This window comes from Micromonospora sp. NPDC048935 (assembly GCF_043197875.1).
GTDB lineage: Bacteria > Actinomycetota > Actinomycetes > Mycobacteriales > Micromonosporaceae > Micromonospora.
Genome location: NZ_JBICTZ010000019.1, coordinates 1 through 13,935, shown reverse-complemented (window position 1 = coordinate 13,935; position 13,935 = coordinate 1). Strand labels below are relative to the sequence as shown.

Below are 13,935 nucleotides of genomic sequence, written 5' to 3'. Positions count from 1 at the left end.
CCCCTTGTTCCCTCTATCCGTATGCCCGCGGCGTCAGCGCCGACGGCTCTTCCGGTCGTCCTTCTCGTGACCCTTGAAAGTGCGGGTCAGCGCGAACTCGCCGAGCTTGTGCCCGACCATCGCCTCGGTCACGAACACCGGGACGTGCTTGCGTCCGTCGTGCACGGCGATCGTGTGCCCCAGCATCTCGGGGATGATCGTCGAGCGCCGCGACCAGGTCTTGATCACGTTCTTGGAGCCCTTGTCGTTCTGTACTTCCACCTTCTTGAGCAGGTGGTCGTCTACGAACGGGCCCTTCTTCAGGCTGCGAGGCATGTCTTATCTCCCTCAGCCGCGCTTACGCGTGGCGTAGCGACGGCGGACGATCAGCCGGTCACTCGGCTGGCCCTTACGGCGGGTGCGGCCCTCGGGCTTACCCTGCGGGTTGACCGGGTGGCGACCACCGGAGGTCTTACCCTCACCACCACCGTGCGGGTGGTCGACCGGGTTCATGGCGACACCACGGACGGTCGGGCGCTTGCCCTTCCACCGCATACGGCCGGCCTTGCCCCAGTTGATGTTCGACTGGTCGGCGTTGCCGATCTCGCCGATGCTGGCGCGGCAGCGCACGTCCACCCGCCGGATCTCGCCGGACGGCATACGCAGGGTCGCGTACGCGCCCTCGCGGCCGAGCAGCTGGATGCCGACACCGGCGGAACGGGCCAGCTTGGCCCCGCCACCCGGACGCAGCTCCACGTTGTGGATCGTGGTACCGACCGGGATGTTGCGCAGCGGCAGGTTGTTACCCGGCTTGATGTCGGCGCCCGGACCGGACTCGACGCGGTCGCCCTGCTTCAGGTCCTTCGGCGCGATGATGTACCGCTTCTCGCCGTCGGCGTAGTGCAGCAGCGCGATGCGCGCCGTGCGGTTGGGGTCGTACTCGATGTGAGCGACCTTCGCCGGCACGCCGTCCTTGTCGACCCGCTTGAAGTCGATCAGACGGTACTGGCGCTTGTGACCGCCGCCGTGGTGCCGCGTGGTGATCCGGCCGTGGGCGTTACGCCCGCCCTTCTTCGGCAGCGGAACCAGCAGCGACTTCTCCGGCGTGGACCGGGTGATCTCGGCGAAGTCAGCGACACTCGAGCCACGTCGGCCCGGCGTCGTCGGCTTGTACTTACGGATAGCCATTGTCTACACCCCTCAGCTGACCGGGCCGCCGAAGGCCTCGATGCGGTCACCGTCAGCCAGCTTCACGATCGCCCGCTTGGTCGCTTTGCGCTGACCGAAGCCGGTCTTGGTGCGCTTGCGCTTACCCTGGCGGTTGAGCGTGTTGACCGTCAGGACGCGGACGTTGAAGATCTGCTGGATAGCGATCTTGATCTCGGTCTTGTTCGCGTCCGGGTGCACCAGGAAGGTGTACCAGTTCCGGTTCAGCTCGCTGTAGCTCTTCTCCGAGACGACCGGCGCCACGATGATGTCGCGCGGGTCGGCGATCGTGCTCACTTGCCACCCTCCTCGGTGGTCTCGGCGGGCACGCCCAGGAACTCGTCCAGGGCGTCCTTGGTGAAGACCACGTCGTCGGCCACCAGCACGTCGTACGTGTTCAGCTGGCCGGACTCGATCAGGTGCACGCGCGGCTCGTTGCGCAGCGACACCCAGTTCAGCTCGTCGGTGCTGCTCAGCACGACCAGGACCCGACGGGCCTCGGTGAGCGTGGTCAGCGTGGCCAGGGCCGCCTTGGTCGACGGCTTCTCGCCCGAGACGAACGCCTCGACGACGTGCACCTGCCCGGCGCGGGCCCGGTCGGAGAGGGCACCCCGCAGAGCGGCGGCCTTCATCTTCTTCGGGGTCCGCTGGCTGTAGTCGCGCGGCACGGGACCGTGCACGACGCCACCGCCGGCGAACTGCGGCGCGCGGATCGAGCCCTGCCGGGCGCGACCGGTGCCCTTCTGCTTGTACGGCTTCTTGCCGCCACCAGCGACTTCGGCGCGGGTCTTGGTCTTGTGCGTGCCCTGTCGGGCCGCCGCGAGCTGGGCCACCACGACCTGGTGCATCAGCGCGACGTTGGCCTGCACGTCGAAGATGTCCGCCGGCAGCTCCACGGAGCCGCTGGTGGTGCCTTCGACGGTGCGCACGTCAACGGTGGTCACTTGGCCGCACCGCCCTTCTTCACCTTGATCTTGGCCGCGGTACGGACCAGAACCAGCGCGCCCTTGGGGCCAGGAATGGCGCCCCGGACGAGCAGGAGGTTGTTCTCCGTGTCGATCGCCTGGACGGTCAGGTTCTGCACGGTGTAGCGAACGCCACCCATCCGGCCGGCCATCCGGGTGCCCTTGAAGACACGACCCGGGGTGGCGCAGGCGCCGATGGAACCGGGCGAGCGGTGCTTGCGCTCGACACCGTGGCTGCTGCCCAGACCGTGGAAGCCGTGCCGCTTCATCGCGCCGGCGAAGCCCTTGCCCTTGGTCTTGCCGGTGACGTCGATGGTGACGCCGGCCGGGAACTCCTCGACAGTGACTTCCTGGCCGAGCGAGTATTCCCCCGCGTCCGTGGTGCGCAGCTCGACGATGTGCCGGCGCGGTGCCACGTCCGCCTTGGCGTAGTGCCCGCTGATCGGCTTCTTGACCTTGCGCGGGTCGATGGTGCCGTAGGCCAGCTGGACCGCGGAGTAACCGTCCTTCTCGGCGCTACGAACCTGGCTGATGACGCACGGGCCGGCCTCGACCACGGTCACGGGGACAACCTTGTTGTTGTCCCAGACCTGGGTCATGCCGAGCTTGGCGCCCAGGATCCCCTTGACTTGCCTGTCCATTTGTCCGGTCCCTACAGCTTGATCTCGATGTCGACGCCAGCCGGCAGGTCGAGGCGCATGAGCGAGTCGACCGTCTTCGGGGTCGGGTCGATGATGTCGATCAGCCGCTTGTGCGTGCGCATCTCGAAGTGCTCGCGCGAGTCCTTGTACTTGTGCGGCGAGCGGATAACGCAGAAACGGTTGATCTCCGTGGGCAGCGGCACCGGGCCCGCGACCTGCGCCCCGGTGCGCGTCACCGTCTCGACGATCTTCCGAGCCGAGGAGTCGACGACCTCGTGGTCATAGGCCTTGAGCCGGATGCGGATCTTCTGTCCCGCCATGGTGGCTTCTGTTCCTTCTCTCGATGCCGCTGTGTTGCGGGCGCCTGTACCGGCTGGCACAGGCCCACTTCGCCGACCCCCGCGGTCGGGCGTGTCGCGCCCTCGGGCCGGGCTCCGCCCCGTGGTTCCGGAGTGGTGCTGACCGCGCGGTGGGTCAAGGCGCCGATCGCATTACCGCGACCTGAACGCCGTGCGAGGGTGGTTGGCGACTGGGCCGCCAACCACCCCACGCTCGACTGCCTCGCCACCCGGAGGTTCAGCGAAAGCCGAACACAGGCGACGAACTGTCGTTACGCAACCTGACTAGTATGCCGCACGACCGGCGGCGGGTCTAATCGGGGTTACCTAGTTCACTTGATGATCTTGGTGACGAACCCGGCGCCGACGGTGCGGCCACCCTCGCGGATCGCGAACTTGAGGTTCTCCTCCATGGCGATGGGCTGGATCAGCTTCACCGACATGGTGGTGTTGTCACCCGGCATGACCATCTCGGTGCCCTCGGGGAGGGTGACGACACCGGTGACGTCCGTGGTCCGGAAGTAGAACTGCGGGCGGTAGTTCTGGAAGAACGGGGTGTGCCGGCCGCCCTCCTCCTTGGAGAGGATGTAGACCGTCGCCTCGAACTCCGTGTGCGGGGTGTTCGAGCCCGGCTTCACGACGACCATGCCGCGCTCGACCTCGTCGCGCTTGGTGCCACGCAGCAGCAGGCCGACGTTCTCGCCTGCGCGAGCGTCGTCCAGGGTCTTCCGGAACATCTCGATCGCGGTGACCTTGGTCTTGAAGCTCTTCTCCTTGATACCGACGAGCTCGACATCCTCGTTCGGCAGGAGAACGCCGCGCTCCACGCGACCGGTGACGACGGTGCCACGACCGGTGATCGTGAAGACGTCCTCGACCGGCATCAGGAACGGCATGTCGACCTCGCGCTCCGGCTGCGGGATCGAGGTGTCGACAGCGGTCATCAGGTCCAGCAGCTTGCCGGTCCACTCGGGGTCACCCTCGAGGGCCTTCAGCGCCGAAACCCGAACGACCGGCAGGTCGTCACCCGGGTACTCCTGCGAGGAGAGCAGCTCGCGGACCTCGAGCTCGACGAGCTCCAGGAGCTCCTCGTCGTCGACCATGTCGCTCTTGTTGAGCGCCACGACGATGTACGGCACACCAACCTGACGGGCCAGCAGCACGTGCTCGCGGGTCTGCGGCATCGGGCCGTCGGTCGCCGCGACCACCAGGATCGCGCCGTCCATCTGCGCGGCACCGGTGATCATGTTCTTGATGTAGTCCGCGTGGCCGGGGCAGTCGACGTGCGCGTAGTGCCGCGCCTCGGTCTGGTACTCGACGTGCGCGATCGAGATCGTGATGCCGCGGGCCTTCTCCTCCGGCGCCTTGTCGATCTCGTCGAACGGCGTGTAGGGGTTCAGGTCCGGGAACTGGTCGTGCAGGACCTTGGTGATGGCCGCCGTCAGCGTCGTCTTACCGTGGTCGATGTGACCAATGGTGCCGATGTTGACGTGCGGCTTAGTCCGCTCGAACTTAGCCTTCGCCACTGGTGTCCTCCTGTGGACTTCTTGGTTCGTACGCCCGGCGCGCCGGTCGGCGCTTAGGACTCTGTCGACAGCCTTTCCGGCCTGACGGCCGGGAAGCCATTGTGGGTTCTGCGGCGATGAAGCCTACAGGCCCGGTCTCACGCGATCCGATCGTGGTGGCCGCGGGCGGGTTGAACCTCCCGCGACCAACCACGAATCACCTGCTCAGGGCGTTACTCGCCCGTTGCCTTCGCGATGATCTCCTTCGCGACGCTCTGCGGAACCTCGGCGTAGGAGTCGAACTGCATGCTGTAGCTAGCCCGGCCCTGGGTCTTCGACCGCAGGTCGCCGACGTAGCCGAACATCTCCGACAACGGCACCAGCGCCTTCACGATGCGGGCGCCGCTGCGCTCCTCCATCGCCTGGATGATGCCGCGGCGGGAGTTGAGGTCGCCGATGACGTCACCCATGTTCTCCTCAGGAGTGGTGACCTCAACGGCCATCATCGGCTCGAGCAACGCCGGGTCGGCCTTGCGGGCCGCGTCCTTCATCACCATCGAGCCGGCGATCTTGAATGCCATTTCCGACGAGTCGACCTCGTGGTACTGGCCGTCCAGCAGGGTCAGCTTCACACCGACCAGCGGGAAGCCCGCGAGGATGCCGTACTGCAGCGCGTCCTGCGCACCGGCGTCCACCGACGGGATGAACTCCCGGGGGATCCGGCCGCCGCTGACGGCGTTGGCGAACTCGTAGGTCGGCGATTCGTTGTCCAGCGGCAGCGGCTCCACGCTCACGATCACGCGGGCGTACTGGCCGGAACCACCGGTCTGCTTCTTGTGGGTGTACTCGACCTTCTCCACCTTGCGGCGGATGGTCTCGCGGTACGCCACCTGCGGCTTACCGACGTTCGCCTCGACGTTGAACTCGCGGCGCATCCGGTCGACCAGGATGTCCAGGTGCAGCTCACCCATGCCGGAGATGACCGTCTGACCGGTCTCCTCGTCCAGCTGGACGCGGAAGGTCGGGTCCTCCTCGGCCAGGCGCTGGATCGCGGTGCCCAGCTTCTCCTGGTCGGACTTGGTCTTCGGCTCGATCGCCACCGAGATGACCGGCTCCGGGAACGTCATCGACTCCAGGATGACCGGGTTCGCCGGGTCGGAGAGAGTGTCGCCGGTGGTGGTCTGCTTGAGACCCTGCACGGCGATGATGTCGCCGGCCTGCGCCGACGGACGCTCTTCCCGCTTGTTGGCGTGCATCTGGTAGATCTTGCCGATCCGCTCCTTGCGGTCCTTGGTGGAGTTGACCACCTGGGAGCCGGAATCGAGCGTGCCGGAGTAGACCCGGACGTAGGTGAGCTTGCCCAGGTGCTTGTCGGTCTGGATCTTGAACGCCAGGCCGGAGAAGGGCTCCGAGTTGGACGGCTTACGCAGCAGCGGGGTCTCGCCGTCGGGGGCCGTACCCTCGATGGCCGGGACGTCCAGCGGCGACGGCAGGAAGTCGACAACGGCGTCGAGCATGGGCTGGACGCCCTTGTTCTTGAACGCCGAGCCACAGAGCACCGGGTTGGCCTTGCCGGCGATGGTGGCACGCCGGATGGCGGCCTTGATCTCCTCGACGGAGACCTCCTCGCCTTCCAGGTACTTCTCCATCACCGAGTCGTCGACGTCGGCGAGGGTCTCCATCAGCTTCTCGCGCCACTCGGCCGCGGAGTCGGCCAGCTCGGCCGGGATCTCCTCGATCGCGTAGTCATCACCCTTCTGGGTCTCCCCACGCCAGGTGAGAGCGCGCATGCCGATCAGGTCGACGACACCGATGTGGTCGCCCTCGAGCCCGATCGGGATCTGGAGCACCAGCGGGGTGGCGTTCAGCCGGTCGATCATCATCTGCACGCAGCGGAAGAAGTCGGCGCCGGTCCGGTCGAGCTTGTTGACGAAGCACATCCGCGGGACGTTGTACTTGTCGGCCTGCCGCCAGACGTTCTCCGTCTGCGGCTCCACGCCGGCGACACCGTCGTAGACCGCGACCGCACCATCCAGAACACGCAGCGACCGCTCGACCTCGACCGTGAAGTCGACGTGACCGGGCGTGTCGATGATCTGGATCGTGTGGCCCTTCCACTCACACTTGGTAGCAGCAGAGGTGATGGTGATACCACGCTCCTGCTCCTGCTCCATCCAGTCCATGACGGCAGCGCCCTCGTGGACCTCACCGATCTTGTACGTGATGCCGGTGTAGAACAGGATTCGCTCGGTGGTCGTGGTCTTACCGGCATCGATGTGCGCCATGATGCCGATGTTGCGTACGTTGGCGAGCGCGTCTGCGGCGGCCACTTCAATCCCTACTTATCGTCGTCTCGACTCAACTGGTGGCGGTTCCGGCGCCCGGAGGCGCCGGAACCAGGGTGTTACCAGCGGTAGTGCGCGAAGGCCTTGTTGGACTCGGCCATCTTGTGCGTGTCCTCGCGCCGCTTGACGGCGGCACCGAGGCCGTTGCTCGCGTCCAGCAGCTCGTTCATCAGCCGCTCGACCATGGTCTTCTCGCGACGGGCGCGGGAGTAGGTGACCAGCCAGCGCAGGCCCAGGGTGGTGGCCCGGGTCGGGCGGACCTCGACCGGCACCTGGTAGGTGGCGCCACCGACACGACGGCTGCGCACCTCGAGGGTCGGCTTGACGTTGTCCATCGCCCGCTTGAGGGTGACGACCGGGTCGGTGCCGGACTTCTCGCGGCAGCCCTCAAGGGCCGCGTACACGATCGACTCGGCGAGCTGACGCTTGCCGCGCAGCAGGATCTTGTTCACCAGCTGGGTGACCAGCGGCGAGTTGTACACCGGGTCAGCGACCAGTGGCCGCCGCGGAGCGGGTCCCTTACGCGGCATGTCAGCTCTTCTCCTTCTTCGCGCCGTAACGGCTGCGCGCCTGCTTGCGGTTGCGGACACCCTGGGTGTCCAGCGAGCCGCGAACGATCTTGTAACGCACGCCGGGGAGGTCCTTCACCCGGCCGCCGCGAACGAGCACGATCGAGTGCTCCTGCAGGTTGTGACCGACGCCCGGGATGTAGGCCGTCACCTCGATCTGGCTGCTGAGCTTCACACGAGCGACCTTGCGCAGCGCCGAGTTCGGCTTCTTCGGGGTAGTGGTGTACACGCGGGTGCACACGCCGCGCCGCTGGGGAGACCCCTTGAGCGCCGGGGTCTTGGTCTTGGTCGTCTTGGCCTGACGGCCCTTTCGGACCAGCTGCTGAATGGTGGGCACCGGGTTTCTCCGCTCCCTTCGGCCGCATTCGCGGCCGCGCCGTCTGCTCGTTAACCGGCCTGCTGACCGGCTCTCCTACATTCCGACCAGGGCCACCTCACGGAGACCCCGGCACCCGCGGTCGGGCGTGTCGCCCTGCCCACGGTCCCGTTGCGGACGCTTGCGCGTGCGATCGGGTTTGTGTCACCGGCACGCGGGTCGCCCCGCCCCGGATCCTTGACTTGCCGTGCCGCCGCCCGGAATCCGGAAACAGCGCACGCACGAGTTGCCCGGGCATGCCCGGGCACAAGGGGAAAGAGTACCTACCACAACCGCCCAGGTCAAAACGGAAGGGCCCGGCGGCTGTCGCACACCCGCCGGCCGAATCTCGTTTTGCCCCGTCGCCCGCGATGGGCACCTACGAACACAAGTGTACCGGCTTCCCCATGGAACCACCCGTCGCCCCCGACCGGGGCAGCGGCCGGGGGCGAGAGCCCGGGCTCGCACGGCGACCTACCTCAGGTCAGGGCGAGAAGCAGCGCCAGACCCAGACCCAGGAGACTGAGCAGTGCTCCCGCCGCACCACAGCTGATCCCGGCCAGCGCGAGCCCTCGGCCGGTGAACCGGACCGCGGGGGGCGCGGCCGGACGGCGGATCTGCCGCCGACCGAGCAGGCCGGTGACGACCGCCGCCACGCCGGCCAGCAACCCGAGTGCGGCGAACGCTCCGGAGGCCCACGCCCCGCCGTCGTTCGCGAAGGCCACTCCGAAGCAGATCACCAACAGCGACACCAGGACCGACGCGATCCCGGCCACCAGCGACCCGATGGCCAGCCCGGACGTGACCGGCGCCACGTCCAGGTGCACGACGCCGAACGGCGTACCGGGCACCGCCTCCACCCGTTTCGGCGGCCGGCGCTGCTCGTCGGTGGGCGGCGGCACCGGACGCCCCGGCATTCCCGCCCCAGCGGGTGCGGGTCCGGACGGCGGCCCCCAGCCGGGCGGCACACCAGCCCCAGACTGCGGCGGACCCCACCCCGGCGGCACAGGTCCAGAGTGCGGCGCACCCCACCCCGGCGGCACAGCCCCAGAGTGCGGCGGACCCCACCCGGGCGGCACACCAGGCCCAGACGGCGCAGCCCACCCCGGCGGCACACCAGCCCCAGGGTGCGGCGGGCCCCACCCGGGCGCCACACCAGCGCCGGACGACGGCGGCACCCCAGGCCCGGACGACGTCGGGTCCCCGCCCGGCGGTGTCGGGGTGGGCACGCCGGGGACCGGGTCGGGCTGGCCGGAGCCGGACGGACTCGTCGTACCCCACCCGGGGTGCGGCCTCCCCCACTCCGGCGTGGACGCGGGGGGATGCGGTTCGCTGCTCGGGCCCGATTGCGCCCGGTCACTCGGCTCGGACGGAGCCGGCGCAGCCGGCTGGTCGGCCGGTTCGTCCGCAGGGGGCCGCGCCGGATCCGTCACGAGGTCCTCCTGTCGAAAGGCCGCCACCCCCGCGCGACGGACACCGGCCAGGCTACCGCCGAGAGCGCCGAGGCCCGCGCCGGGCGCGGTGGCTCAGTCCATGTTCGTCGGGTAGTCGTGGCCGAACGGCGAGCCGGCCAACCGCACCACGCCGATCACCACCATGGCCACCACGCTGACCGCGGCCAGGACCAGGCCGGCCCAGGCCATCCGCTCCCCCCGCCGCAGCCAGGCGCCGCCGGTCAGGAAACCCCCCGAGGAGTACGCCTCACGGCGCGCCTGCCGGGCCAGTTGCAGTGCCACCGTCGCCGGCACCACGCCGCCGATGAACAGCCCGGTCAGCAGGCCGAGCAGCCCGAGAGCGAAAACCGCCCGAGCCTTCGTGGCACGGGCCGGATCCGGGTCCAACGGGTGGCGCAGCCCCTGCTGCGCGACGGACACCTGCCCGGGTGCGGTCGTCATCCCCCCATCATGCCGAACTCGGACCAGGCTGGGTGGGTCCGGACACGACGAGGCCCCCGGCATCCGCCGGGGGCCTCGTCGTGCGCCTGGTGCCTAGCGGTACGACCCGAAGTCGAAGTCGTCGAGCGGCACAGCCTGCCCGCTGGCCGGCCCGAAACCGTAGTCGGTCTCCGGGTACCCGGTCATCGAGTAGACCTTGGCCTTGGCCTCCTCGGTCGGCTCGACCCGGACGTTGCGGTACTTGCTGATGCCCGTACCGGCCGGGATGAGCTTTCCGATGATCACGTTCTCCTTGAGGCCGACCAGCGAGTCGCTGCGCGAGTTGATCGCCGCGTCGGTCAGCACCCGGGTGGTCTCCTGGAAGGAGGCCGCCGAGAGCCAGGAGTCGGTGGCCAGCGAGGCCTTGGTGATACCCATCAGCACCGGACGACCGGCGGCGGGCTCGCCGCCCTCCGACACGAGCCGGCGGTTCTCCGACTCGAACAGCGCCCGGTCGACGAGCACACCCGGCAGGAACTCGGTCGAGCCGGAGTCGATGACCGTCACCCGCTTGAGCATCTGGCGGATGATGATCTCGATGTGCTTGTCGTGGATGAGCACACCCTGCGAGCGGTAGACCTCCTGGACCTCACTGGTCAGGTGGACCTGGACCGCCCGCGGACCCATGATCCGCAGCAGCTCGTGCGGGTCGATGGTGCCCTCGGTCAGCTTCTCGCCGACCGCGACGTGACCGCCGTCGTGGGTACGGAGCTTGACCCGCTTCGAGATCTTGTCGTAGACGATCTCTTCGCTGCCGTCGTCCGGCACCACGATGATCTTGCGCGAGCGCTCGCCGTCCTCGATCCGGATCCGACCCGGGGTGTCGGCGATGGGCGCCTTACCCTTCGGGACCCGAGCCTCGAAGATCTCCTGCACACGCGGCAGACCCTGGGTGATGTCCTCACCCGCGACACCACCGGTGTGGAAGGTACGCATCGTCAGCTGCGTACCGGGCTCACCGATGGACTGGGCGGCGATGATGCCGACCGCCTCGCCGATGTCGACCGACTTACCGGTCGGCAGCGACCGGCCGTAGCAGGCCGCGCAGACACCCAGCTTGGACTCACAGGTGAGCACGCTGCGTACGCGGACCGTCTCCACTCCGGCGGCGACGATCTTGTCGACCCCGATGGAGTTGATGTCCTGACCACGCTCGGCCACCACGGTGCCGTCCGGCCCCTTGATGTCGTCGGCCAGGGTCCGGGCGTGCACGCTGGTCTCGGCGTGGGTGTGGACGACGAGCTTGCCGTCGAGCTTCTCGCCGATCTGCATCGGGATCGCCCGGTCGGTGCCGCAGTCCTCTTCGCGGATGATGACGTCCTGCGAGACGTCCACCAGACGACGGGTCAGGTAACCCGAGTCGGCGGTCCGCAGCGCGGTGTCGGCAAGACCCTTACGGGCACCGTGCGTGGAGATGAAGTACTCCAGTACGGACAGACCCTCCCGGTAGCTGGCCTTGATCGGCCGCGGGATGATCTCGCCCTTCGGGTTGGCCACCAGACCACGGATCGCGGCGATCTGGCGGAGCTGGAGCAGGTTACCGCGGGCACCCGAGTTGATCATCTTCCACAGTGGGTTCTCCTGCGGCAGCGCGGTGTCCATCTCCTTGGCGACCTCGTTGGTCGCCCTGGTCCAGATCGTGATGAGCTCGCCGCGACGCTCCTCGGCGGTCATCAGACCACGCTGGTACTGCTTGTCGATCTGGTCGGCTTCCTTCTCGTACCGCGCCAGGATCTCCGCCTTGCGCGGCGGAGCGATGACGTCCTCCATGCCGATCGTCACGCCGGACCAGGTGGCCCAGTGGAAACCGGCCTCCTTGAGCCCGTCCAGGGTGGCGGCCAGCGCCACCTTGGGGAAGCGCTCGGCGAGGTCGTTGACGATCGCGGAGAGCTGACCCTTGCGGATCTCGTAGTTCACGAAGCGGTAGCCCTGCGGCAGCGTCTCGTTGAACAGCACCCGACCCAGGGTGGTCTCCACGGTCAGCGGGTCACCCTCGACCCAGCCCTCCGGGGCGGTCCACGCCTCGGCGCCGGCGCCGTTGTCGACACCGACCACGGCCCGCAGGCGGATCTTCACCGGGGCCTGCAGGTGCAGCTCACCGTTGTCGAAGGCCATCCGCGCCTCGGCGTCCGAGCTGAACGCCCGGCCCTCGCCCTTCTCACCGGCGGTGAGGTGGGTGAGGTGGTAGAGACCGATGACCATGTCCTGGGTGGGCATGGTGACCGGCTTGCCGTCGGCCGGCTTGAGGATGTTGTTCGACGACAGCATCAGGATCCGTGCCTCGGCCTGCGCCTCGGCGGACAGCGGCACGTGCACCGCCATCTGGTCACCGTCGAAGTCGGCGTTGAACGCGGTGCAGACCAGCGGGTGGATCTGGATCGCCTTGCCCTCGACCAGCTGCGGCTCGAAGGCCTGGATGCCCAGGCGGTGCAGGGTCGGCGCGCGGTTCAGCAGCACCGGGTGCTCGCCGATGACCTCTTCCAGCACGTCCCACACGACCGGGCGCTGACGCTCGACCATCCGCTTGGCGGACTTGATGTTCTGGGCGTGGTTGAGGTCGACAAGCCGCTTCATCACGAACGGCTTGAACAGCTCCAGCGCCATCTGCTTGGGCAGACCACACTGGTGCAGCTTGAGCTTCGGGCCGACCACGATGACCGAACGGCCGGAGTAGTCGACGCGCTTGCCCAGCAGGTTCTGGCGGAACCGGCCCTGCTTGCCCTTGAGCATGTCGGACAGCGACTTGAGCGGGCGGTTACCCGGGCCGGTGACCGGCCGACCGCGACGGCCGTTGTCGAACAGCGCGTCGACGGCCTCCTGGAGCATCCGCTTCTCGTTGTTGACGATGATCTCGGGCGCGCCGAGGTCGATCAGCCGCTTGAGGCGGTTGTTCCGGTTGATCACGCGGCGGTACAGGTCGTTCAGGTCCGAGGTCGCGAAGCGGCCACCGTCGAGCTGCACCATCGGGCGCAGGTCCGGCGGGATGACCGGGACGCAGTCCAGCACCATGCCGAGCGGCGAGTTGCGGGTGTTCAGGAACGCCGCCACGACCTTGAGTCGCTTGAGCGCCCGGATCTTCCGCTGGCCCTTGCCGGACCGGATGGTCTCCCGCAGGCTCTCGGCCTCGGCGTCGAGGTCCATGTTCTGGACCAGCGCCTTGATCGCCTCCGCGCCCATGGAACCGGTGAAGTACTCACCGAACCGGTCGCGCAGCTCGCGGTAGAGCAGCTCGTCGGTGACCAGCTGCTTCGGCTCCAGCTTGCGGAAGGTGTCCAGCACCTCGTCCAGGCGGTCGATCTCGCGCTGGGCCCGGTCGCGGATCTGGCGCATCTCGCGCTCTCCGCCCTCCTTGACCTTGCGCCGGACGTCCGCCTTGGCACCCTCGGCCTCCAGCTCGGCCAGGTCGGCCTCGAGCTTGGCGGCCCGCTTCTCGATCTCCGAGTCGCGGCTGTTCTCGGACTGCCGCTTCTCGGCCAGGATCTCGTTCTCGATCGTCGAGAGGTCACGGTGACGCGACTCCGCGTCCACGCTCGTCACGACGTACGAGGCGAAGTAGATGATCTTCTCGAGGTCCTTGGGGGCGAGGTCCAGCAGGTAGCCCAGCCGGCTCGGCACGCCCTTGAAATACCAGATGTGGGTCACCGGAGCGGCGAGCTCGATGTGCCCCATCCGCTCACGACGGACCTTGGAGCGAGTCACCTCGACGCCGCAGCGCTCACAGATGATGCCCTTGAACCGGACGCGCTTGTACTTACCGCAGTAGCACTCCCAGTCCCGCTGCGGACCGAAGATCTTCTCGCAGAAGAGCCCGTCCTTTTCCGGCTTCAGGGTGCGGTAGTTGATCGTCTCAGGCTTCTTGACCTCGCCGTGCGACCACTGACGGATGTCGTCGGCGGTGGCGAGACCAATGCGCAGCTCGTCGAAGAAGTTGACGTCGAGCACTATGTCCCCTATGTCGTCGTCTGTACTGCTAATTCTCGGGTGGGGTCGGGGGGGGGGGGGGGGGCCCCCCCGCCGGGCCGCCCCCCCCCCCCGCCCGCGCGGGGGGGGGGCCGCGGCGGGGGGATTGGCCCCCCCGCCCCGGGCCCGGAACACCAC

13 protein-coding genes are annotated in these 13,935 nt (G+C 68.2%); all 13 read right to left on the bottom strand.

Annotation, left to right across the window (positions count from 1 at the left end):
- Nucleotides 1–33 precede the first annotated feature (33 nt).
- Nucleotides 34–315: a 30S ribosomal protein S19 gene (gene rpsS / locus ACGFIW_RS32560; protein WP_007465299.1), complete on the bottom strand. Its 282-nt coding sequence runs from the start codon at nucleotides 313–315 to the stop codon at nucleotides 34–36.
- 12 nt (nucleotides 316–327) lie between these two features.
- Nucleotides 328–1,167 carry a 50S ribosomal protein L2 gene (gene rplB, locus ACGFIW_RS32555; protein ID WP_357557766.1) on the bottom strand — a complete coding sequence of 280 codons (840 nt, stop codon included), beginning with the start codon at nucleotides 1,165–1,167 and terminating at the stop codon, nucleotides 328–330.
- A gap of 12 nt (nucleotides 1,168–1,179) precedes the next feature.
- Entirely contained in the window at nucleotides 1,180–1,482 is a 303-nt protein-coding gene (gene rplW / locus ACGFIW_RS32550) for a 50S ribosomal protein L23 (RefSeq protein WP_007465304.1), read from the bottom strand.
- The gene (gene rplD / locus ACGFIW_RS32545; protein WP_393324079.1) at nucleotides 1,479–2,129 is read right to left on the bottom strand and encodes a 50S ribosomal protein L4; all 651 of its coding nucleotides are present in this window, start codon (nucleotides 2,127–2,129) and stop codon (nucleotides 1,479–1,481) included. The genes rplW and rplD overlap by 4 nt, the downstream gene beginning before the upstream one ends.
- Nucleotides 2,126–2,791 (bottom strand): 50S ribosomal protein L3, encoded by a 666-nt coding sequence (rplC, locus tag ACGFIW_RS32540; protein WP_393324076.1) that lies wholly within the window; start codon nucleotides 2,789–2,791, stop codon nucleotides 2,126–2,128. The genes rplD and rplC overlap by 4 nt, the downstream gene beginning before the upstream one ends.
- Nucleotides 2,792–2,802: 11 nt before the next feature.
- On the bottom strand, nucleotides 2,803–3,111 hold the full coding sequence (rpsJ, locus tag ACGFIW_RS32535; RefSeq protein WP_007073037.1) for a 30S ribosomal protein S10: 309 nt from the start codon (nucleotides 3,109–3,111) through the stop codon (nucleotides 2,803–2,805).
- Between the two features lie 350 nt (nucleotides 3,112–3,461).
- The gene (gene tuf, locus ACGFIW_RS32530; RefSeq protein WP_110563098.1) at nucleotides 3,462–4,655 is read right to left on the bottom strand and encodes an elongation factor Tu; all 1,194 of its coding nucleotides are present in this window, start codon (nucleotides 4,653–4,655) and stop codon (nucleotides 3,462–3,464) included.
- A gap of 212 nt (nucleotides 4,656–4,867) precedes the next feature.
- Nucleotides 4,868–6,964 (bottom strand): elongation factor G, encoded by a 2,097-nt coding sequence (fusA, locus tag ACGFIW_RS32525; RefSeq protein ID WP_393324073.1) that lies wholly within the window; start codon nucleotides 6,962–6,964, stop codon nucleotides 4,868–4,870.
- 74 nt (nucleotides 6,965–7,038) lie between these two features.
- Nucleotides 7,039–7,509, bottom strand: a complete 471-nt coding sequence (gene rpsG / locus ACGFIW_RS32520) for a 30S ribosomal protein S7 (RefSeq protein WP_007465317.1) — start codon at nucleotides 7,507–7,509, stop codon at nucleotides 7,039–7,041.
- A 1-nt stretch (nucleotide 7,510) separates the two neighbouring features.
- Nucleotides 7,511–7,885 (bottom strand): 30S ribosomal protein S12, encoded by a 375-nt coding sequence (gene rpsL, locus ACGFIW_RS32515; RefSeq protein ID WP_007465318.1) that lies wholly within the window; start codon nucleotides 7,883–7,885, stop codon nucleotides 7,511–7,513.
- A gap of 497 nt (nucleotides 7,886–8,382) precedes the next feature.
- Nucleotides 8,383–8,754, bottom strand: coding sequence for a hypothetical protein (locus ACGFIW_RS32510; RefSeq protein WP_393324232.1), 372 nt, complete (start codon nucleotides 8,752–8,754; stop codon nucleotides 8,383–8,385).
- Nucleotides 8,755–9,429: 675 nt separating this feature from the next.
- Entirely contained in the window at nucleotides 9,430–9,798 is a 369-nt protein-coding gene (locus ACGFIW_RS32505) for a hypothetical protein (protein ID WP_393324070.1), read from the bottom strand.
- Nucleotides 9,799–9,891: 93 nt separating this feature from the next.
- Complete coding sequence (locus tag ACGFIW_RS32500; protein ID WP_357557762.1) at nucleotides 9,892–13,779, bottom strand: DNA-directed RNA polymerase subunit beta'; 3,888 nt, start codon at nucleotides 13,777–13,779, stop codon at nucleotides 9,892–9,894.
- Nucleotides 13,780–13,935 lie beyond the last annotated feature (156 nt).

Bases quoted from the DNA above. Each gene is read 5' to 3' on its own strand.
- rpsS (WP_007465299.1), bottom strand. From the start codon at position 315: ATGCCTCGCAGCCTGAAGAAGGGCCCGTTCGTAGACGACCACCTGCTC.
- rplB (WP_357557766.1), bottom strand. From the start codon at position 1,167: ATGGCTATCCGTAAGTACAAGCCGACGACGCCGGGCCGACGTGGCTCG.
- rplC (WP_393324076.1), bottom strand. From the start codon at position 2,791: ATGGACAGGCAAGTCAAGGGGATCCTGGGCGCCAAGCTCGGCATGACC.
- rpsJ (WP_007073037.1), bottom strand. From the start codon at position 3,111: ATGGCGGGACAGAAGATCCGCATCCGGCTCAAGGCCTATGACCACGAG.
- rpsG (WP_007465317.1), bottom strand. From the start codon at position 7,509: ATGCCGCGTAAGGGACCCGCTCCGCGGCGGCCACTGGTCGCTGACCCG.
- ACGFIW_RS32505 (WP_393324070.1), bottom strand. From the start codon at position 9,798: ATGACGACCGCACCCGGGCAGGTGTCCGTCGCGCAGCAGGGGCTGCGC.